Source organism: Paenibacillus thalictri, from assembly GCF_004307995.1.
Classification (GTDB): Bacteria; Bacillota; Bacilli; order Paenibacillales; family NBRC-103111; genus Paenibacillus_AF; species Paenibacillus_AF thalictri.
Genome location: NZ_SIRE01000045.1, coordinates 15,341 through 36,643, shown reverse-complemented (window position 1 = coordinate 36,643; position 21,303 = coordinate 15,341). Strand labels below are relative to the sequence as shown.

Sequence of the window (21,303 nt, the reverse complement as noted above, 5' to 3'; positions counted from 1 at the left end):
TTGTTGCCTCCTTCTAACTAGTTGGGATGGATGTCTTTTGCAATGGACCTAAGCGGATGAGGGGTTCTTCCTCGTGTTTACCCTCCGGAAACAAAGCCGAAGTATATCCTTTCGAAATGACCATGGAAGTACCGATACGCTCTGAAAGCTTGGACAAGACACGCCGAGAAGCGGAATTTCCAGGTGAGACCGTCGTTTCCAGATAACGAACCTTTTTACAGCTCTCACTCTCCATAAGATGATGAAGAAGCAGCTCGGCAATCCCTTGACCCCTATGCTCTTCAGCTACGGCCATTTGCCATACAAACAGCAGCTCCGGATTTAAAGGATGGATAAAGGAGGTTACGAAGCCTGCCGCTTCACCGTCAATCTCTGCAACAAAGCAGGTGTCGGAAAAATAATCACACAGCATAATGTAGCAATACGAAGAATTAACATCCAAACGGCCGCTGTCTACGGCTAACCTCCATATCCGTTTGCCGTCGTCAGCCTTCGTATTTCTTATGGATAACCTTGAAGCCATTGAGTTCACTCCTATCTATTCAACAGAGGATGAAACTTGTTCCATTCCTCCCATCAGCCAATTTTGTCGAAACCTGCTTAGAAATGATTGCAATCTCGGGCTCTGTGGATTCTCAAAAATTTGCTCCGGGGTCCCCTGTTCAATAATGGAGCCTCCATCAGTAAACAAAATCCGGTCAGCGATCTCCCTTGCGAAATCCATCTCATGTGTGATCAGCAACATGGCCATATCTCCTTCAGCGGCTAAATCCTTAATGACAGCCAGCACTTCACCGACCAACTCGGGGTCCAAAGCAGAGGTTGCTTCATCGAACAACATGACCTTAGGACGCATGACCACAGCCCTTGCAATCGCCACACGCTGCTTTTGCCCGCCGGACAGTTTGGACGGATATTCCTTCACTTTATCGGCGAGCCCGACTTTATCGAGCATTTCAATGGCTCGCTCCTCTGCCTCCGTGCGGCTCATGCCTTGCACATGGATCAGCCCTTCGGTTACATTACGCAGTATTGTCATATGAGGAAATAAGTTAAAATGCTGAAATACCATGCCGATATTGCTCCGTACTCTGTGTAAGTGCTTCTCCTTGGCAGGGATCAGACGGCCCTTGAATTCTTGGTGCCACAGCATTTCCCCGTTTACCTCTATGGTGCCGCTCGTTGGCTGCTCAAGTGTCATTAACATACGGGCAAGAGTCGTTTTGCCTGATCCGCTAGGACCGATGACAGCTACCTTTTCCCCGGGATAAATGTCCAAATCAATGTTGTTTAATACTTGTGTTGAACCGTACGATTTACTTACGTTGCGATATTTGACGATAGGCTGCAGCCCAAGCTTTCCTTCCGGTGTCATTCGTCCGAAAGGCAATCCGGTATCCCCCGTGATATTCAAAGGACAGTCCCCCTTATCGGTTTCTATGGAAGTGAATCTCCAGTCTTTGGATAAGCAGCGATGACGGGTAACTGAGCAGCAGGAACAATAGACCAACCAGCGTGAAGGCTTCCAGGTATCGGAACGAGCCCGAGCCGATCGATTTCGCCGTCTGAAGCAGTTCTACCATCGTAATGGCGGATAAGAGCGGAGTTTCCTTGAACAATGTGATCAAATAGTTACCCATAACCGGAATAACAGGAGTTAAAGCTTGAGGTAAAATGATGCTCATCCACGTATGCTTCGGAGTAAAATTCAATGCTTTGGAAGCTTCCCATTGACCTCGGGGAACGGCCTCAATTCCGGAGCGAAACACCTCTGACAAATACGTGCTGTAATGGTTTCCCAGCCCAATGACGCCTGCAACAAAAGGAGAGAGCGAAATGCCGTAGAGGGGCAGCGCGTAAAAGAGCACGAACAACTGCACAAGCAATGGCGTCGAGCGAATAAATTCAATCCAGCCTCTAGTAGAGCGGGACAACAACTTGCTTTTCGATCTTGCAGTCAACGCTAATAACAAGCCCAGCAGGCATGCGGTCACAAAGCCGAGCAGCGTAGCGCTAATCGTAATAGGCAGCACTCGAACCAGCTCAGGTAAAATTTGAATCGCATACTCCCAACTCCACATGCGCTAACCCCGCCCCCTAGCCGCTCTGCGCTCTGCAATACGAATCGCGCAGGTAAACGCATACGACATGATAAAGTATAGAATCAGCAGCAGAATGAAGATTTCCGGTGTTTTGGAGCTGTCGAAGGTACGCAACACCATCCCCTGATACGTTAAATCCATAAGCGTAATTAAATAGACGAGTGAGGTACCCTTTAGCAGCTCAATCTGCAGGTTGCCGAAGGAAGGAAGCATCCGTACAAGCGCCTGAGGAAGTATAATGCGCCTCATCCGTAAGCCCGGGCTCATATTTAATGCGGCAGCCGCTTCGTATTGCCCCGCAGGTACGGCGAGAATCGAACTTCGTACGACTTCTGATCCGTATGCCCCGTAATTCAAGCCGAGCGCCAGCATCGCTGCCGTCATGGCCGGAATTTGTATATTCAACAGCATCGGTAATGCAAAGTACAGCCAGAAAAGCTGTACCAAAAGCGAAGTGCCTCTAAAAACTTCGACATAGACGATCACCAGAGCACGAATAATTCGAAAGCGGGACAACCGCAGCAGTCCAGCTATAAAAGCAACAGCCGCAGCCAAAATGACGGAGAGAACGGTAATTTCCAGTGTCACAAGAGCTCCCTTCAACAGACTCGGCAGAAACTCTGCTATGGTTGCAAATAACGCCATCCGATCAGCCTTTGGATAGCTGCTCAGCCGTCATATCCCCTGGAAGCTCCTGCTCCGTAAATCCGAAGGGCTTTAAAATCTCAAGCAGCTGTCCTGATTTTTTTAATTTTTCCAATTCCTTATCGAAGGCTTCTTTGAAGGCGGTATCTTCCTTACGGAAGGCTGCAGCTCCGTAGCCTCTTACGCTCTTGCCGTCGATTTCCGGCTGCTTAAAATCCATGACCCGCTCGAGTTTGTCGTCCTTAGCCGACTCCATCATGGCTTGCAGCGATGGTCCTGTCATCGTAATGGCATCCACCCGGCCGGCTTGCAGGGCAGAAACCGCGGAGGGCTGATCCGGCGCCGTTACGATCTGCTCCTTGGCTACGCCGGACTTCATTAAGTAATCATTTTCAATTGCGCCGACCATCACAGCAACCTTCGCTTTTTTATTCGCTGCGATATCCTTATAGCTATGTAATTGCAGCGGATTGCTTTTCTTCACAGCAATCGCCTCTCCGATGCTGTATTCCGGATTGGCAAAGATAACTTCCTTGCTCCGGTCCGGATTAATAAACATGCCGGCAGTAATAATATCGAATCTTTTAGCCTTCAGCCCGGGAATCAGTGATCCGAATTCGGTCAGCACCCCGTTCATTTCTTGGATGCCCATGTTTTTCAAGATCACTCTGGCGACCTCTACGGCCTCGCCGGTCAGCTTGCCGTCCGGTGTAGCGTAAGCGTACGGCTTCTCATTAGCAAATCCGACTGTAATAAAGCCCTGTTTCTTCGCCTTCTCCTGGGTGTTCTCTTGTACCGAAGGCTTAGGTGCGGTATTGGCGGTTTGTGCGGGACTAACCGTGTTTTGGGCTCCACATCCCACAACGGCTGCCGCCAAGAAAATAGTCAACGGATAACATAACAACTTTTTCACGTGCACTCTCCTTTTTCCAATATTATGGGTCCCTTATATAGGGTAACATGATCCGAATTCGATCTCACCCCCGGTTATCCAGTGTCAGCCTTCATTAGCCCTGTTGTCCCTCCCTGAGAGAACATAAGCAGACTTATCCAAGAAAAACCTCCCATATCCCCCCAGATGCTCAATAATACGCAATATTCAATAAAATAATTAAAAAATGAAGAAAAAGAAACATATTAGTTATAATCTTGAGATAAAAGAGTATTTAATTGTGTATTTGGCAACATTTCATTTATATTAATGTTAAAGGAACAAATTTGGGCGTTTTCGCTTGAGCGTTGCCATAGTAGTTGTGGCAGAAATTGTCGCTGGGCTCATCAATGGAAGATGCGGTTGAGCCGATTGGAGATTGATCACAATAAAAAAAGAGGCTGTGCGTATGCATGCCTCTTCAAGGGTTATTCAAACAAAAGTAATAATTGATCTATTTTCAATAATTCTTCATAGACAGTCGGCTTTTTTCCAGAAGCCGCGGCCATTAATCAGGTTTATTTTGACGATGAAGAGGTACATCCCCGTTTAACAATGGATCTTGGGTGGCATACATCCATTCAAATAATTCCTTTGCCAATGAAACCTTGATTTCTTTATACCCTTCGCTATGAGCCAGATTCTCTTTCTCCAATGGATCAAGATATAAGTCAAACAGCATTTCTCGCGGTTTCTCCGTATCAAGAAATCCGTTTTCTACAAGGAAAGAACGGATTTCGCTCGTATCCAGATTGGGCAGCAAATACTCGGTGCGGCCAAAATTGTGAATGTACTTGTACCGCTCCGTGCGGATCGCCCGCATCGGCTCGTATTCCACATGATGGTTGATCTCCGCAAACACGGCGTCCCGGACCGACTCCACCTCTCGCCGCAGCAGAGGCAGCAAGGAGTGCCCCTGCAGCCAAGGCGGCGTCTGTAAGCCTGCCAGCTCGCATATGGTCGGGAACAGATCAAGATGCGACACAAGGGCGTCAACCGCCTCCCCGCGCCGGTCGTGTTGGGGCGTGCGTACGATCAGAGAAACTCCCATGCCGGTATCAAACAAGCTGCACTTCATCCCCGGGAAAGGAAGCCCGTGATCGGTCGTATAAATAAATAACGTATCGGCCCAAGTCCCTGACTCTTTAAGCGCATCCAGCACAATTCCAGCACAATCGTCGGCCGCCCGCGCCGAGGTCAAATATGCAGCCCACAGCTTACGGTTCTCGGCATTGTCGTAAAATTGCGAGGGCACGGCAATATGATCCGGATTGATCAAGGGATCGGCCTTGGGAAAATTGAGATGTGTATTAAACAAGCCCACCGACAGAAAAAACGGCTTCTTGTGCTCCTGCTTGATATAATCTGCGGCCGCCCGCGCATTCTCAAGGTCCCAGTCAACCGAATTAAAGTCAAATACGCTCATATCGTATGTGGGATTTCCGATAATACGGTCGTAACCGATCATCGCCGCTTCCGGAGCCTCATGCTGAATACCGCATAGAGCGGTCTCATAGCCGTTTCCGCCCAAATAGGCCGCTAAATGCCTGCCGTAATCGTCAAGCTGCGCCCCGAGATGGGCCAACCCAAACATGCCTGCGGAATGGGGGGCCATGCCGGTCAACAGCCCCGCCCTGCTGGGGGAGCAGGTAGGCCCGGCGCAATAAGCGTGCCGAAACAGCGCTCCTTCCTCCGCGAGCCGCATAAGATTGGGCGTAGGAACCGCATATCCGTATGGCTGAATATATCTCCCCGTGTCGTGAGTATGCAAATAAACGATATTCATGGTTGAACCAAGTCCTCCCTCTAGCCTTTCCAAGCGGGAGAGTCCGGGCTTTGCGGCAAAACAAACGTATCCTCCGTTTGCTCGATCCACGCCAGCAGCATTGTATGAAGCTCCCGCCTCTTCGCTTGATAAAATACATTATAAGCCAAATTGACTGTTTCGTAAGGGTCTTCGCCAAGGTTGTACATCAGCCAAGGCTGGCTCTCCATCGCCACGTATTTCCACCCGTCCCTCGTTACGATGCCGCGGTAAGGACGGTCGATTCCCTCTTCAGGAATCAGTCCGGTCTGCATGGCCGTCGGAACGGGGAGGCTTAGATAAGCGCTCTCCGGCAGATCCTGCTCAGGCGTGTTGCTGCTCACAATCCACGGCGAATAATCGAAGCCTTGCATGGAAGCAGGCGGCTGAATGCCGCAAAGTCCAAGCGTGGTCGGCGCGATGTCCACATGGTTGAGCAGTGCCGGGCATTCCTGCGTTTTATAGCTTTTTCGCGTCGGTCCGGAGACCAGCAGCGGGATGCGGATCGATTCTTCCCACGGGGCCATCTTACGGAATTGCCCGTGCGAGCCGTGCATGTCTCCATGGTCGCTAAAAAAGACGACATACGTATTTTGATCCAGTCCCAGACGCCTCAATTCATCACGAATCCGTCCCACGTTAAAATCAATACGTTCGATCGCGGCATAATACCCCGCCAGCTCCGCTTGCGCGCGCTCCCTGATTCCCGCCACCGGGGGGACGTTTGGCCTTAATTCGACATTGGCCGCTCTGTGGCGGGACATATCCGCTGCGGGCGCTACATACGGATCGTGGGGCGGCTGCACAGACAGCACACCAAAAAACGGCTGCTCCGGCGCAAGCTCGCTCCGCCGCTTAACCCAGTCCAAGAACAGATCGGTCAACGCATCGGTCTCGTAGCCGTTCAGGCGAAACAGCTGTTCTTCTCCGGACGGGCCGTCGGTATGCACATAGCAATGAAACGGCTGATTATTGTTTTCGTAGGCCCACCAATCCTCAAAGCCGCCCCTGCGCTCCCGCGGGATAAACCGGACCTCCTTGTTATTCCTCGGATCCTTCATATCCAGCTCCGGCCGGTTGCCGTCGACATGCCATTTGCCAATGTAAGCGGTGCGGTAGCCTTGGTCACGGAAGCAATGCGCAACCGTCACTGCATCAACCGATAGCGGGGAATTCAGAGCCGGAACGGAAGACAAGTGCGGATATCGGCCGGTCAGCATCGAACCCCTGAACGGGCAGCACAGCGGCGTGCCCGATACGGCCTGCGTAAAATTCACCCCGTCAATCGCCATGCGATCCAGATTCGGCGTGCTCACATTGGGATCACCCCGGTGGCTCATCGCTTGAGCACGCATCTGATCGACCAATATCCAGATCACATTAGGGCGCTGCTGCACGTTAACGTTCATATCCCCATCATCCTTTCACCGCGCTGCCAACGACGCCTTTGACAAAAAAGCGCTGGAACGAGAAATAAATCAGAAACACCGGGATGGAAGTGAGCACAGTGGCCGCCATCAGCATCGGCCATTCCATCGGAAACTGCGATTTCAACACGGCAAGTCCGACCTGAGCCGTCCGCATCTCATTGGTTTTCGTCATAACCAGCGGATAGAAAAAATCATTCCAGTTATACGTAAACGTAAAAATGACGACCGTGGCAAGAGCCGGCTTAATATTGGGCAAAATAATGCGGAACAACGTTTGATTGCGGCTGCAGCCGTCAATCATCGCCGCTTCCTCCAGTTCTTTGGGCAAAGAAAGCAGAAAATTGCGGATCACAAAAATTGCAAACGGATAGACCATATGCGGGATGATCAACGCTTTGTATTCGTTGATCCAGCCGAACCAGTTCAGCAAAATATAGCTGGGTATCATCGTCGCCTGATGCGGGATCATCATCGTTCCAAGAATGAGCAGAAAAATGAAATCCCTTCCTTTAAACTGCAGGCGTCCGAGCGCATAACCGGCAAAAATCGACGTAAAAGCAACGCCAATCGTCGTAATGACCGTCACAAATAACGAGTTGAACAGAAATCTCCCGACCGGAGCGGCCTGAAACGCCCGTTCAAAGCCGGAGAGGCTGAATACTTGAGGCAATAACGAGAGTCCCGAGGTGAACACCTCGGTTTGGTTTTTCAACGAGGTGCTGACCATCCATACATACGGATACAGGGTCAAGAGAGCGCCTATTGCGGCGATTATATAAACAATCCCATACCGCGATTGAAGTTTGCTCATTGGAGGGTCTCCTTCTTGTTAATAATCGAGTTTTCGGTTAACGAACTTAAACTGAATCAACGTGACAATAAAAATCATCGCAAACAACACAAAACCGATCGCGCTGGCGTATCCCATTTCAAAAAAGTGAAACGCTTTTTCGTAAAGGTAGTTTACAATTACGTTGGTCCGTCCGACAGGTCCGCCTTGGGTCATAATATATACTTGCCCGAATACTTGAAACGAGTTGATTACACCCATCACGCCGATCAGCAGCGTAGCCGGCAGCAGCATCGGCCAAGTAATGGAGGTAAACGTCCGCCAGCGGCCCGCTCCGTCCAACGAAGACGCTTCGTACAGCGATTCGGGAATACCTTGAAGCGCCGCAAGATAAATAACCGCGTAATATCCCATCATCTTCCATACCGACATAATAATAATCGACCATAACGCCCAATCGGGATCGCTGATCCAGCCGGGACCTTGAATGCCGAACAATTTTAAGAAACGATTGATTGCTCCGAAGTTCGGGTCAAATAACGAACTCCACACCATAGCGGCGGCAACCATGGAAACGACAACCGGCGAATAATAAACCGAACGCAATATCCCTACGCCGCGGAAGGTGCGATTCAGCGCAAGCGCAATCAGCAGCGCGCAGACCACGGTCAGAATAACCGATGCAACCGTAAAATGAATCGTATGCAGCACCGATTCCAAAAACTCGTCGTCTTGAAACAGCTGGATATAGTTGCCGAGGCCGATATATTTTTTGACGGGGCTGATAAAATTCCACTCGAAGAAACTTAAGTAAACCATATAAAACATCGGGAACAACATGAATATTAGCACCCAGAGCAGCACGGGGCTTAAATAAATGTATCCCCACACCGTGTCGGTCCGCTCAAGATGATATGCTTTCTTTTTACGCTCGTTGACGTTAGGGACCGCGGATGACATCGCCATCTTGCAACCATCTCCTTTGTGGTCAAGCGGCCCCGCGGACCGCTTGACTTATTGTTCGCCTTACCTGATTTGTCCTTAATTTGCCTTTGGCGAGCTGCTCGCTTGACTATTTGGCCAGCAGCTTGTCTACTTCCACCGCCGCTTTGTTCAAAGCCTCTTTAGGTGTGCTTTTTTGGTACAGCGCTTCATTGATCGCTTTGGACAGCGTCACCACAATGGCGCTATATTGGCCTGTTGCGGGCGGCGTCCAAACATCCGATTTTAACGCTTCATTAAATGGAGTCACAAGAGGCGTCGATTTTACATAGTCCTGATATTCCTTCGTATCGATAATCGCTTGCTGGGCCGGAAGTGAACCCATGCCGGTAATCCATTTGACATTATGCTCCGGTTTTGTCAGCCAAGCGAGAAAATCGTATGCTCCTTCTTTATTTTTGCCTTGTTCAAGCACCGTGATATACCAGCCGCCGAGCGTGCTTCCGGGCTGCTTATCGCCAGGCTGCTTGGCCGTAGCCGTCTTGAACGGGAATGTTTTCGACTGCTCGATCCACGTCGGATGGGATACCATCATGCCTACCGTACCGGTGCCGTACATTTGCGTAATCTGGTTGGCATCCAGCTGCTGAAGCGGCGCCACCTTATACTTGTTGATCAGATCTACCCAGAATTGCAGCGCCTTCTCTCCTTCCGGGGAATTAAACGCGGCTTTCTTCTCGTCCTCCGAAAGCAGACGTCCGCCGGCCTGGGTCAGGAACGACAGCCAGATTTGCCCCGTGTACTGCTCCATCGTGGTCGGCAGCACGATTCCCCATTTGCCCTTGGCCGGGTCGGTCAGCTTCTTGGCCGAATCCACAAGCTCATCCCAGGTTGCCGGCGCTTTGGCGATACCGGCAGCCTGAAACGCGTCCGCGTTGTAATATAATCCCGTCGCGCTAGTTTCTACCGGAACCGCGCGCAGCACTCCGTCTTTGGCGATCAAGCCCCTCAATCCCGGTTGAAACATCTCTTTGGTAATTTTGGTTTTGGCATTTTTGGCAAGATCGTCAATGGAGGCAACCGCCTTAAATGAAATCAGCGCCATCAAATCGGGCGGCCCTGCTGTGTACAGCTCGGGCGGATTGCCGCCGGCAATTTCCGCAGTGATTTTCTGCAGCCGCTCGTTTTGCGGCACGAAGGTAGCGTTTACAACATAGTTGCTTTGAGATTTATTGTATTCATCAACAAGCGCATTCACGATGTCACCCTTTGCGCCTGTAACGGAGTGCGAAAATCGCACCATTTTTGGCGCTGTGCCGCTTCCACCGGTTGGTGCTGCTGTGTTACCCGCGGGAGCGGAAGCCGGCTGTCCTCCTCCCGAACCGGAGCTGCAGCCTGTAATCGCAAGTGTTAAGGTTGCCGTAACGGCGATCATGGACTTTACATATTTCATCTTGAATTGCCTCCTCGTAGTCACTTTATAATTGAAAATTCTACACATCACCGCTGCGCATTGAAAAAGCAATCGTGCGAAACGGAGCCGGAAATCCGCCAGCCCTACAGCTTGGAGGAATCCTATCCATTTCCGCCTACTCCTCGGATTTCAGGAGCGGTCCCACTTCAATCTCCATCTGGGCTAATATATCGGGGATTGATCTTTCCCCGGTTTGGACCAGATCAAACAAAGATTGCATCTTCGTATCAATCTCCTGCCACCGGTAATGATTCGGAATCACCCTCAACCGCGTCTTAATCGGTTCAATGATCGTCTGTCGCAGTCCTTCCGGCGATGGCGGGGCCGCTTGGCTTAAGAAGATGTCGGATTCCAGCACCGATTTGCGGGGCGGTATAAACCAATCCAACTGATCGGTCATCCCCTGCTTGGACGTCATATACTTCACAAACAGCACCGCCTCTTTCATGTGCGGAGAATCTTTGATGACCGAATAACCGGCCAAACCGGTCGCCAGCGGAGCATCCGCTTTTGGCCCAGAGGGCATCGGGGCAATGTCCCAATCGAAATTTTTAATGTTTCGGGCTGTGGCCATATACGCGGGGTTGTCACGGTACATAGCCAGCTTCCCGGACTCGAAGGAAATCATCTCTCCAGGCTTGACGTGAGACTTGTCTTTAAACACCAGGCGCGAATAATATTCCAGGGCTTGAATGCCCTCCGGCGAATTCAGCACGAATCTTTTGTTTTCCCGGTCGAACACATCGGCTCCATACGCCCAGATGAGATCAATCAAGGAGTTCGCCCAATTTTTCCAATCGGGGAACAAACGGATGCCATAAATCCCCTTTGACGAATCGCTAAGCTGTTTGGCCAGCTTGGCCATTTCCTCGTAAGTCCAGCGTCCTTCCTGCAGCAATTCCAGCGGCGTTTTTAAACCTTTTTCCTTAAACAGGCTTTTGTTGAAAAACAGCGGGCGGGGACCCACGCTGAAAGGAATTCCGTACAAACCGCCACGCTGCTCATAAATCTCCAGCATGGAGGGAAGAATATCCTGAAAATCGTAATCGGGATCCGTTCTGAATTCCGACAAATCGACCAAATCCTCATTGTGAATAAATTGCGGGATCATCCGTTCCGTCAAAGTAACGACATCGGGCGCTGTTTTCGAAGCAACCATGATGGACAATTTGTTCTGATAGTCTCTTACCGGAATCGAAATCAGCTCGACCTTAATTCCCGGATACAAACTCATAAATTGCCTCGCCATCTTTTCATATTGCGTTTTTCTATCGTCATCCCCCCTGATGCTCATTCTGATCTTGACGGATTTGGCTTCCGCCGGATTCAGTTTCTGGTCCGGGGAATATGTGCAGCCGGATGTCCAAAGAACAGAAGACAAGCATATCAGGAAACACGCAATTTTTTTTACCATGGTGCTCCTCCCTAAAGACAAGCGCTTACATCAACAGGCAATCTTATTATATAGCAACCGCGTGCCGGTTCGAAACGGACCTCTTTTACGAAAAGGTACCGCATTTTCAGGTGATCTGTCTATTTTTACACCGCTATATTCCCATTATGCATGAAGCAACACGCCATCCCTTCAGCGGTTAATCATCAGCGTTCATATACTCGGGAAACGGTACAGGCAGCTTCTCTCCGCCGCCTACCGAAGCCGGGTCGGCCTGGGTGTACGACGAGATGCCGAGCGATATCCGTGTTTGCTCCTGAAACGCCTGCGCTCTTGTATCCACCGCCTCGGGATCGCATACGTCGAGCAGTCTGCTGTGGCATTGGCCTATGATTGCTTGCACCTCGTCGGACACGCTATCATTGCGGTTAAGGTCATGCATTTCGCGGGGATCGGCCTCCAAGTCGAACAACTGCGGCTTATAGCCCCCGGTGAAATATACATACTTATAATGCCGATAACGAATCATATACATGCCTACCGGCATGCCGTGAGCATGGTATTCGCTGAACACGTAATCTTCCCTGCCGGTATCCTGACGTCCTTTGGCGATGCCGAGCAGCGATCTGCCCTTAATATGCTCGGGAACAGGAACCCGCAACGCTTCGCAAACGGTCGGATATATATCCACCAATGAAACCAGCGTTTCCTCAACTGCGCCTTGTCTGACACCGGGGCCTCTCATAATGAGCGGAATACGTGCCGATTCCTCGAACATGCAGCACTTGAACCATAATCCGTGGTTGCCCAATTGTTCGCCGTGATCGCTGGTGTAAATAATCAGCGTATCTTCCTTCAGGCCTTGTTCCTCAAGAACAGTCAGCAGTTGCCCGATGTTCTCATCCATCTCGGCAATCAGCGAGTAATACCCGACATGCGATTTGCGAATCGTTTCTTCATCAACGCTTTCTCCGCCAAAATGCGTACGCAGTGATTTCAGCGGCTCGTTTAAGGACGCAAACGGCGGTTTGGCTGCCTCGGGAATATCCTTCACCCGCTCGTTGTAATCATCCCAATGCCGCTGTTTCGTCAGAAACGGAAAATGCGGATGCAGAAATCCGACATACAGCATCCAAGACTCATCGCCGGGTTTCTTTCCCTTTAACCATTCGATGGCTTCGTCCCGCACCCCGTCGTCGTAGGAGTCGCCCTGCCGGACCTTGATTTTCTTAAACCGCTCCTCCACCTTCGGTCTCGGCTGATTGCTGCTGCGGAAAAATGCGCCTGCATCCACCTGACTGCGGTGTTTGGGCCGCGGGGCATCCAGACCCGGATAACGTCCTTCGGGATGAAAATCCAGCTTGCCGAAGCTGGTCATCGCAAGCCCGTGCTCATGAAGCCTGTGCGAAATCCCTTCCATTTTGCCGTCATAAGGCGTGGCGTTGTCCCATGTTCCCATCTCATGGACGTATCGGCCGGTAAAAAAGCTGGCCCGTGCGGGAGTACATAGCGGACTGTTGGTGTAACATTGATTAAACATGACGCCTTCTCGCGCCAGCTTGTCCAAATTCGGCGTCTTCACGATGCCATGGCCGCTGCACCCCATTGCTTGATGGGAATGCTCGTCCGACATGATCACTAAGACATTCATGACAGCCCCTCCTTCATTCATGAATTCCCCCAGAAAAACAAAGCGTTTTCATATGTGAGCAAATTCATTATAAGGCATGCCACGCCAGGCTATAAACGGCCGTATTTTCAGAAATGGTGCCTAATTTTCAGGTATACCGGTTTCTCTATACTCGTTGGGCGTCTTTCCCGTCACCTGCTTAAACGTATTGTTGAAATGCTTGGGACTGGCGTAGCCGCAATAAGAGGCTACCTCATAAATTTTCAAATTGGTTTCCTTGAGCAGATGCCTGGCTTTATTCATGCGGATTTCCAGCACATAATCGGTAAAATTACGTCCCGTTTCGGCTTTGAACAAGCCCGACAAATATTGAGGGCTAAGTTGAACCTGCTCGGCGACATATTGCAGCGAAACCTCAACGCCCATCTGACGCTGAACGATTTCCTTGACGACCCGGATGATGCGGCGTTCTTCGCCGGTTTCCGGAGAAACACGGCTTTCATCGGACAAGCTCGTTCCCTGGGGCCATTTGTCCTGGCGAATCCGCTCCAATACACGCGTCAGCTCTAAGTGATCGATCGGCTTCAGCAAATATTCCGTCACATTGTACGTAATCGCTTTTTTGGCGTAGCCAAAATCGGCAAATCCGGAAAGAATTACGATTGCCAGATTTGCATACCGTTCGCGAATTCTCCGGATAAGCTCAAGCCCGTCCATTTCCGGCATGCGGATGTCTGTGATCATCAAATCCAGCCGGGCGGCTTCATTTTCCAGCAAAGACAAGGCCATTCTTCCTCCGGTCGCTTCCGCTACGACCTCGCAGTTTCCAATGACGTTTTCCAGCACGTCCTTTAGACCTTCGCGGATTGGCCTCTCGTCTTCAACAATCATGATCTTCAGCATTTACTGACCTTCCCCTTCCCAGCTGTAAGGAATTTTAATCTGAAACGCCGTTCCGATCTGCGGGGCCGACTGGATGTGAATACCGTACCCGTCCCCGTACAGCAACTGCAATCTTTGATGAATATTCCTCAGTGCGACCCCTTTGACGACACTTCCGAAATGTTCTCCTCCGTGCGAATGCCGCCTTCTGGCTAGCGAAGCCTGAAGCCGCTCCAATGTGCCCGCATCCATGCCTTTTCCGTTGTCCTTTACCCGTATGAGCAAATCGTCCCCCTCTACGGAGGCGCTGATCGTCACCGTAACCGGCTGTTCGCCGTCCATGGCATGTTCGATGACATTTTCCACAAAGGGCTGAAGCAGCAGCTTGGGCACCAGACAATAGTCGAAGGAAGGATCAACGTACATTTCACTGCGCAACTGCTCGCCCAACCGGAATGACTGAATATCGAGATAAGCTTCGACAAACTGCAGCTCATTGCGTAAAATAACCGGCTTCTCCTGCTGGTCCACCGTATATCTCAACAATTTGGCAAGACTGCGTACGATCGAGGATAATACGACGTCCCGGTTCTGCAGCGCCCGAATATTAATCGCTTCCAGCGTGTTGTACATGAAATGCGGATTAATCTGGCTTTGCAGCGCGGCAAGCTCCGCTTCCCTCTCTCGGAGCTTGCGTTCGTATACTTCCTTAACCAGCTGATTCAAGTCAACGACCATCGTGTTAAACACCTCGGCCAACTGGCCGATTTCGTCATTGCTGGTTACCGTCGCCTGCACCTGCAGCGAGCCTTGCTTCAGCAGCTTCATTTTGCTCTGCAGATGCCGGATGGGCTTCACCAGCCGGCCTGCCGCCGCCAGCGCGACCACATAAGCGCAGCCAAGCGCAATCAGGGACACGATGGCCAGAAACCGTATGATCTCATCGGCGTTTTTCCTCAGCTCTTTATACGGAATAATACCCAGTATGCGAAGATTGGCATCCTCCGAATCGAGCGCCATATGCAAATATTGCTCCGGAGGGAACTGCTCCTGCATCGCGTCTTTCACACCGGGATCGCCGGATTCAAAAGGGTAAATCGGCGTCTCCTGAAGGTCGGTGATGAACAGATGGCTGTTATTGCTCAAATTATTCATAGCTATCATGCTCTCCATGCCTTCCTTGGTCATATCCACCTTAATGATACCCAGCATTCTCTTTGTGCCCGGCTCCCGAAGTACCCGGGCAAACGAGATCATTTGTCTGCCCGGTCCTGCATAATAAGATGGCGTGTGCGGCGGAATGACGGTCAGCCCTCCATCCTGGGCCAAAACCCGCTCCCGCCATTCATTCTCCGCGCTATACCAGGCGCGATTGGTCTGGGTTTCAAGGATGGAGAACAACCCGCCGTCATTGGCCAAAATAACGACGTTAAAAATCTCCGCCCGATCAAAAGTGAACGCCGATAAAAACTGGTTCATGCGAAGCAGCTCATCCGAGTTTAAATAAGGCGGCGCGCCTTGCGGCCGATTGTGGCTTCTGAGTATGGCAAGCACCGAATTGTCGTACAGCGGGGATACGGTCAGCCTGTCCATATCCTTGACGTACCGCTCCAAATTAAGGCGGACTTGTCCCATAAGCTGCAGCGTATAAGCACTTGCATCGCGCTCGCTGTTATCGCTCAGCTTCTCGTACGCAAATACGCCGCTGATCACAAACGGCACGGTGATTAGAATGAAAAAAACCGCCATAAATTTAACCCGCAGCGGCATGTAGATACGGTATCGATTCATGCTCCCTTCCCCCTGTAGGCCAATTATAGCACAATCAATACAGGCGATGACGAAGCAAAGAGGAGCGGTCATACGGATCCGCTCCTCTTTCGCCTGCGCATTTTGTTTATGAAAGTTTCATTCCACAACTGGAAGCTGCGTTGCTTCCTTGGGCACCGTCCAGCGCTCGGGCTCGGGCACATCGACAGCCTTCCCCCATCGGGCAAGCAGCACATGGTGTTCCCTTTTTTCTATATATTTCTCTTTAATGGCGGAAATATGCCATGTACCGCGGAGATGTTCCCTGAACTTCAGCACCGCCTCATGGTCGGGACGGTACAGATTATTCAGTTCCTGCGGGTCTGTGGCAATGTGGAACAGTTGAGCGTACGCTTCATACCCTGCATACGCCACATATTTCCATTCACTTTGACGCAGCATGCGCGCAGGCACGATATTCCCGTCCATCTGGTAAACAAACTCGCTGACGATGGTCCGCTCTTGCTGTTGAACGCCTCCAAGCAGCTGAGCTTTCAAGCTGACTCCATCCGGTCTCGGGGCGGTGTCCGCTCCGGCAAAATCGCAGAACGTAGGTCCGATATCCATAATGCTGACAGGCTGCTCGACAATGACTCCCGCGGGTATGTTATCTCCCGCAAATACAAGCGGAATTTTTGCCGAACCTTCGTAGAAAGTGCTTTTCCCGATCAGTCCGTGCTCCCCGGCCTGTTCTCCGTGATCGGACATATAGGCAAAGACGCCTTGGCGGCCGCTGCGCTGTAAATATTGGTTCCATGCCTCGCGCACCTCGCCGATCTGTCTGTCCACATTCTCGATCATGCCAAAATACGCGGATCGCAGCTTAACCAGCACTTCCTCCTTAAGACCGGGGTTGCGAAGGCCGGACAATACGGGGTGAAGCTCTCCTTGTCGGAAAGATTCCGGAATATCGATCCTTTCCTTGTAGTAAGAGTACATATCCGGCGGGGCCACAAACGTATGATGCGGTCCGTAGGTGCCTACCACGATGCATTGCGGTTTGTCGTGATCTTGCTTTAAATAATCCAGAGCAGCCTGAATGACGGCTTTGTCGTATTCCAACACCGGGGACGTCCCGCCGCCGATAATTTTCAGCGATTGATTGGCCATCGTGCCTACATAAGGACCCAGATCGCTGCGAGCGGCGCCGTATCGGCCCCAGAACAAAGGCGTCAGCTCGCCCATGATGCGCCGGGTAAAGCCGTGCCTTTGATCCTCCCCAAGAAAATGCATGCGGCCGCAAAGCACCGTTTCGTACCCTGCCGCTGCCATTCCGTGCAGGAAGGTCGTCTGATCGCTGCCGATCGCTCCTTCGTTGGTGTAAACTCCGGTTTTTTCCGGCAGCTTGCCTGTCAGCATGGACACCCTCGAAGCGACGCAGATTGGCGCAGACGTATACGCGCAGCTCATGACGACTCCGTCTTCGGCCAATTGATCCAGGTTAGGCGTACGCACAATCTTGTGCCCGGCAAATCCGGTGTAATTCGCATGATGCTGGTCGCTTAAAAAAAGCAAAATATCCGGTCTGGACAAATTGATCGTCTCCCCTCTCTGCATGATCCCTTACTGAATATTTTTGCCCCAAGTGCTGGTGGGGTCCTCAATTGCCTGACGCGCAAAGCCGCCCGTCGCTTCCCACCATTCTTCCACCGCTAGCCGCAGCTGCCGCCGAGCTTCCTCCGCATACGCAAGGCCGGCCGCATTCACAAGCTCCTGAGGATCATTCTTCAGATCGTACATTTCCTCCATATCTTCCTCGAGATAATATACGTACTTCCATTCCTGCGTCTGTACCCCGATCAATGGATGGCGTCCCCAATAAGCCTTGTAATGCTCGAAGAAAACACGCTCATCCTGCGGAGCTTCCGCGCGCTCCAGAACGGGAAGCAGCGACCCTCCTTCGCATTCCTCCGGCACCGCAACACCTGCCGCGTCCAGGAGAGTGCCCGTCACGGCGGCTGTCGAAACGAGATCGGGAATAAGCTTGCGCCTAAGCTCCGTTCCCGGAATATGCAGGATCAGCGGCACATTGTACAGTTCCTTATACGGCAGCACTCCCTTTAAACGCAGCCGGTGCGCTCCCTGCATGTCTCCATGATCGCTAGTAAACAGGATCACGGTGTCCTCCAGCATCTGCTTTTCTTCCAGCTTGGCCAGCAAGCGGCCCAAATTCGCATCCATCTGCGCCAGCATCGTCCGGTATTTCCGGGCGTCGTTTCTGACCATATCCTCCGTCAGATCGGATTCGTCGGATGAGGAACGCTCCCGCTGAAACGGCGGTTTGCCGGATAAGTCGTCTTCGTAATAGCTGCTTGGCACCGGCATATCCTCAAGCGGAAATTTGTCCGCAAAACGCTCGATCAGCTCAAACGGCTGCTGCTTCTGCGGCGTGTTCGGATGCGGCATGTACCAGCACAACTTCATGAAGAAATGCTTGGATCCGTCATAATCGTCCAAATAATTGAGAGCTTTAGCCGTGGTGACTGCATCCTTGTGACTGTGATAGCCGGGATGCGCATTTGCTCCGCTGAGATCCAGCCCGTCCGTGCGGTAATCGGTCACCTGGAACTCGTGGTCGGCCGGTGACAAGCCAAGATGCCATTTGCCGAAATAAACGGTCTCAAACCCGGCCTTGTTAAACTCCTTGGCGATGCCCCACTCCTGAGGATCCAGCACATGTCCGATCTGGTACACGCCAACCTGATGCGGGAATTTCCCGGTCATCCAGCTGGCGCGCGAAGGTGAGCACTGCGCCGAAGTGCTGATCGCCCCGGTAAACCGCACGGACCGCTGCGCCAGCCGGTCCAGATTCGGGGTGTAATAGCTTGGGTCCGCACATCCCATCGCGTTTAGCTGCTGCTGGTCCGTGGACACCATAATGACGTTTTTCATTTTCGCCGCCTCCTTTATATTATTTACAGGCCAAGCCGAACAAGCTGCTCCTCGGGAGCTTTGACGTTGATCAGAAATTGCTTTAACCGGGAAAGCATTAACGTTTTGATCTCCGGGTATCGGTCAATGACGTTATGCTCCTGCTCGTAATCCACCGCGTTATGGAACAGCTCATCGTCAAGCGGAACGTAATCGCCGATATCAGTCACCTCAGTTCGAGCCTGCAGCTCCGCTTGCGTCACTCGCGGATTTGCCGCGTTGCTATGCTCGGCGTCAATACCGTAAGGGAACCGGCCCTCACGGAAATACGAAACACGCTCCTGCGATTGCTCGTGCTCCACCTTCTGGCCGAAACCCCATGACGAGAAGTGGGAATCCGTATACCAATAGAGCGGTCCGCGCTGCTGAGGTCTGCGCACATACGTCCATTCGCCGTCCGTAACATACACCGATCCGCCGTATACGCCGAAGCAGCGGTATTCGTCCGACTGCGCGGACGAGCCCGAAATAAACGGCAGCACGCTTTTGCCATGAATGCCTTCCGGAACGGGAACGTCCATCGCTTCCAAAATCGTCGGATACAGATCGGCCATCTGTACAAGCGACTCTTGGCGTTTACCGGTATATTGCGGATGATACACAAGCAGCGGCGTATGGCATATATGGTTGTACAACGTCTGGCTGTGCTTGCCGACCCAGTTGTGCTCGCCGAATAAAAATCCGTGATCGCTGGTAAGCACAATCATCGTATTGTCCATCATGCCAAGCTGCTCTAGCCGGTCGAGCATGTTCCCGAACCACTTGTCCATCAGGCTGATTTCGCCACTGTATAAAGCCCGCATATGCTTGAGCTCCTGCTCGGAGTATTTGTCTGCGGCACCGTAACGGGGCCAGATGACCGATTCGCCCTCATAACCTGGATCGTACCTGTCGATGTACGATTGGGGAGGGTCGAAAGGTTCATGCGGATCAAACAAATCGATCATCAGAAACATATCGTCGCGCTTCTTGTTTTTCGTCAGGCAATCGATCGCCGCCCGAAACACTTTTGGCGTAAAATATGCTTCCTCTTCCTCCATTACCTGCGTATTCCTCGCATACTTCTCCCAATTCGGATTCAGCTTGTCTTTCGAAGCCGGCCACCGGACTTCCGTTTCCGGGTCGGTAATGCAATTGTCGTTTTCCTGACCTCGAATAAATTCCACGCCATGGAAAGAGAAATGATAATTCCCCGCCCCCGCCTGCCACAAATGATAATGATCCGTCACGAGGAACGTCTGTTTCTGATGTCGGCGAAGCCGGGCGGCGAGATCGATCTCGGTATATTCCAGCGGCGACCATCCGCGCCATAAGAAGTTGAAGTTCCCCGTCCACAGGTCTTGTCTTGCAGGCATGCACGGATAGGAGCTCATATAGCTGTTCTCAAACACATGGCATTGCCGGGAGAAGCGATCCAAATTCGGCGTATCCACCCGCTCCATGCCGTAAGCGTTAACATAATCTCTGCGCAGCGTATCGGTCAATAAACAAATTACATTCATGGCATATTGCCTCCTATCGATGTTTCCTTGATGCTGAACCGGATGCCGTAGCGTTCGGTCTGACCCGGCTCCAATACCGGCAGCCGGCCTTCTGCCTTAGCGCTTGTTCTTGGCTTGACAAGGCAGTTGGAAGGTTCGATAGCACAGACATGCAGGCCATCCGTGAACTGGTTCCATCTCCATAAATGCGGGAGCGTCTTATGCGTATATTCGATCGAAGCCTCAAGCCCCAGACCGGGATTGGCGACAACCGCCCCGCCCCATTCATTGGCCTCGGTATATTCACATCCGTAATACAGAACCTCGGGCTGCTTAAGATGAAGGGGAAAGCTTCCCCATCGAGCGCGCTCAATCTCCTCTTGGCGCCCGCGGTCCAGAACGCGCCGAACCCCGGCGACGCTAAGCGAAGCGTCCGGGCCGATCAGCGGAAACCCAAAATTCATATGATATTGAATCATGCAAGGCTCGCTTTGTAAGCCCAGGTTGGTCGCTTCATCGACAATGGAAACGGTCAGGCCGTCGCCCTCCAGCCGGATGGATCTTTGCATCTGCAAATGCCGTCCTTTGGAATCCGCATCGTGAACCTTGCCGCTCACCGTCATGACGTAGTCATCGTCCTGCCATACGCCTTGACAGACAACCGCCGAAGCGGGCGTTCTGCTGATGCTGCCATGTTGCTCATGGAAGGTGTCGCCGTCCCGGCAAAGCGGGCCTACGTTATTTAAACCGCAGGTGGCGAGCAATCCCCCATGAAACCCCTTGGACCAGCCTTCCTGCTGCAAATAAGCAGGCTGCACATACCCTGTCCGGCTGCTCCACGTGAGGGGAATCCCCTTAAAATGCACCCTCCCGATATCCATGCCTCTATCCGGCAGCACCCATAATTGAAGACCTGCGGCATTCCACATATGAATCGCCTGGGTGCCATTCTCCAGTCCTTCCGTGCACTGAAGTTTCTTGAAGCCGCATAACTGGTCCATGCTGCCGATTCTGGCCTCCAGCTCTTGGCGTGTATAGCTATGTCCAAATAAATTCATA

At 51.7% G+C, this 21,303-nt stretch carries 18 protein-coding genes; all 18 read right to left on the bottom strand.

All coding sequences use genetic code 11. The features are described 5' to 3' along the window. Positions 1-13: 13 nt before the first annotated feature. The 18 genes from ectA to EYB31_RS37990 all read right to left on the bottom strand — a co-directional run bounded on the left by ectA (position 14) and on the right by EYB31_RS37990 (position 21,302). Entirely contained in the window at positions 14-523 is a 510-nt protein-coding gene (ectA, locus tag EYB31_RS38075) for a diaminobutyrate acetyltransferase (RefSeq protein WP_131018848.1), read from the bottom strand. A gap of 15 nt (positions 524-538) precedes the next feature. Then, positions 539-1,375 carry an ectoine/hydroxyectoine ABC transporter ATP-binding protein EhuA gene (ehuA, locus tag EYB31_RS38070; protein WP_131018862.1) on the bottom strand — a complete coding sequence of 279 codons (837 nt, stop codon included), beginning with the start codon at positions 1,373-1,375 and terminating at the stop codon, positions 539-541. A 52-nt stretch (positions 1,376-1,427) separates the two neighbouring features. Next, positions 1,428-2,081, bottom strand: a complete 654-nt coding sequence (ehuD, locus tag EYB31_RS38065; protein WP_131018847.1) for an ectoine/hydroxyectoine ABC transporter permease subunit EhuD — start codon at positions 2,079-2,081, stop codon at positions 1,428-1,430. A gap of 3 nt (positions 2,082-2,084) precedes the next feature. Next, positions 2,085-2,747, bottom strand: a complete 663-nt coding sequence (gene ehuC / locus EYB31_RS38060) for an ectoine/hydroxyectoine ABC transporter permease subunit EhuC (RefSeq protein WP_131018846.1) — start codon at positions 2,745-2,747, stop codon at positions 2,085-2,087. Between the two features lie 4 nt (positions 2,748-2,751). Beyond that, complete coding sequence (gene ehuB, locus EYB31_RS38055; RefSeq protein ID WP_131018845.1) at positions 2,752-3,660, bottom strand: ectoine/hydroxyectoine ABC transporter substrate-binding protein EhuB; 909 nt, start codon at positions 3,658-3,660, stop codon at positions 2,752-2,754. A gap of 526 nt (positions 3,661-4,186) precedes the next feature. Then, positions 4,187-5,464 (bottom strand): sulfatase family protein, encoded by a 1,278-nt coding sequence (locus tag EYB31_RS38050; protein WP_131018844.1) that lies wholly within the window; start codon positions 5,462-5,464, stop codon positions 4,187-4,189. Positions 5,465-5,484: 20 nt separating this feature from the next. After that, entirely contained in the window at positions 5,485-6,891 is a 1,407-nt protein-coding gene (locus tag EYB31_RS38045; protein ID WP_131018843.1) for a sulfatase family protein, read from the bottom strand. Between the two features lie 7 nt (positions 6,892-6,898). After that, positions 6,899-7,723 carry a carbohydrate ABC transporter permease gene (locus EYB31_RS38040; protein ID WP_131018842.1) on the bottom strand — a complete coding sequence of 275 codons (825 nt, stop codon included), beginning with the start codon at positions 7,721-7,723 and terminating at the stop codon, positions 6,899-6,901. A gap of 18 nt (positions 7,724-7,741) precedes the next feature. Then, a complete protein-coding gene (locus EYB31_RS38035) occupies positions 7,742-8,668 on the bottom strand; it encodes a carbohydrate ABC transporter permease (protein ID WP_131018841.1) in 927 nt (308 codons plus the stop codon). A gap of 106 nt (positions 8,669-8,774) precedes the next feature. Continuing rightward, entirely contained in the window at positions 8,775-10,097 is a 1,323-nt protein-coding gene (locus EYB31_RS38030; protein ID WP_165452826.1) for an ABC transporter substrate-binding protein, read from the bottom strand. A gap of 136 nt (positions 10,098-10,233) precedes the next feature. Then, complete coding sequence (locus EYB31_RS38025; RefSeq protein WP_131018839.1) at positions 10,234-11,532, bottom strand: ABC transporter substrate-binding protein; 1,299 nt, start codon at positions 11,530-11,532, stop codon at positions 10,234-10,236. Positions 11,533-11,710: 178 nt separating this feature from the next. After that, positions 11,711-13,162: a sulfatase family protein gene (locus EYB31_RS38020; protein WP_165452825.1), complete on the bottom strand. Its 1,452-nt coding sequence runs from the start codon at positions 13,160-13,162 to the stop codon at positions 11,711-11,713. 120 nt (positions 13,163-13,282) lie between these two features. Beyond that, positions 13,283-14,044 carry a response regulator transcription factor gene (locus EYB31_RS38015; protein WP_131018837.1) on the bottom strand — a complete coding sequence of 254 codons (762 nt, stop codon included), beginning with the start codon at positions 14,042-14,044 and terminating at the stop codon, positions 13,283-13,285. Continuing rightward, positions 14,045-15,814: a sensor histidine kinase gene (locus EYB31_RS38010; RefSeq protein ID WP_165452824.1), complete on the bottom strand. Its 1,770-nt coding sequence runs from the start codon at positions 15,812-15,814 to the stop codon at positions 14,045-14,047. Positions 15,815-15,931: 117 nt separating this feature from the next. After that, positions 15,932-17,389 (bottom strand): sulfatase family protein, encoded by a 1,458-nt coding sequence (locus EYB31_RS38005; RefSeq protein WP_131018835.1) that lies wholly within the window; start codon positions 17,387-17,389, stop codon positions 15,932-15,934. 6 nt (positions 17,390-17,395) lie between these two features. Then, positions 17,396-18,724, bottom strand: a complete 1,329-nt coding sequence (locus EYB31_RS38000; protein ID WP_131018834.1) for a sulfatase family protein — start codon at positions 18,722-18,724, stop codon at positions 17,396-17,398. Between the two features lie 23 nt (positions 18,725-18,747). After that, positions 18,748-20,265, bottom strand: coding sequence for a sulfatase (locus EYB31_RS37995; protein WP_131018833.1), 1,518 nt, complete (start codon positions 20,263-20,265; stop codon positions 18,748-18,750). Continuing rightward, positions 20,262-21,302, bottom strand: a complete 1,041-nt coding sequence (locus EYB31_RS37990; protein ID WP_131018832.1) for a DUF4432 family protein — start codon at positions 21,300-21,302, stop codon at positions 20,262-20,264. Before EYB31_RS37990 ends, EYB31_RS37995 begins: the two co-directional genes overlap by 4 nt. Position 21,303: the final 1 nt, after the last annotated feature.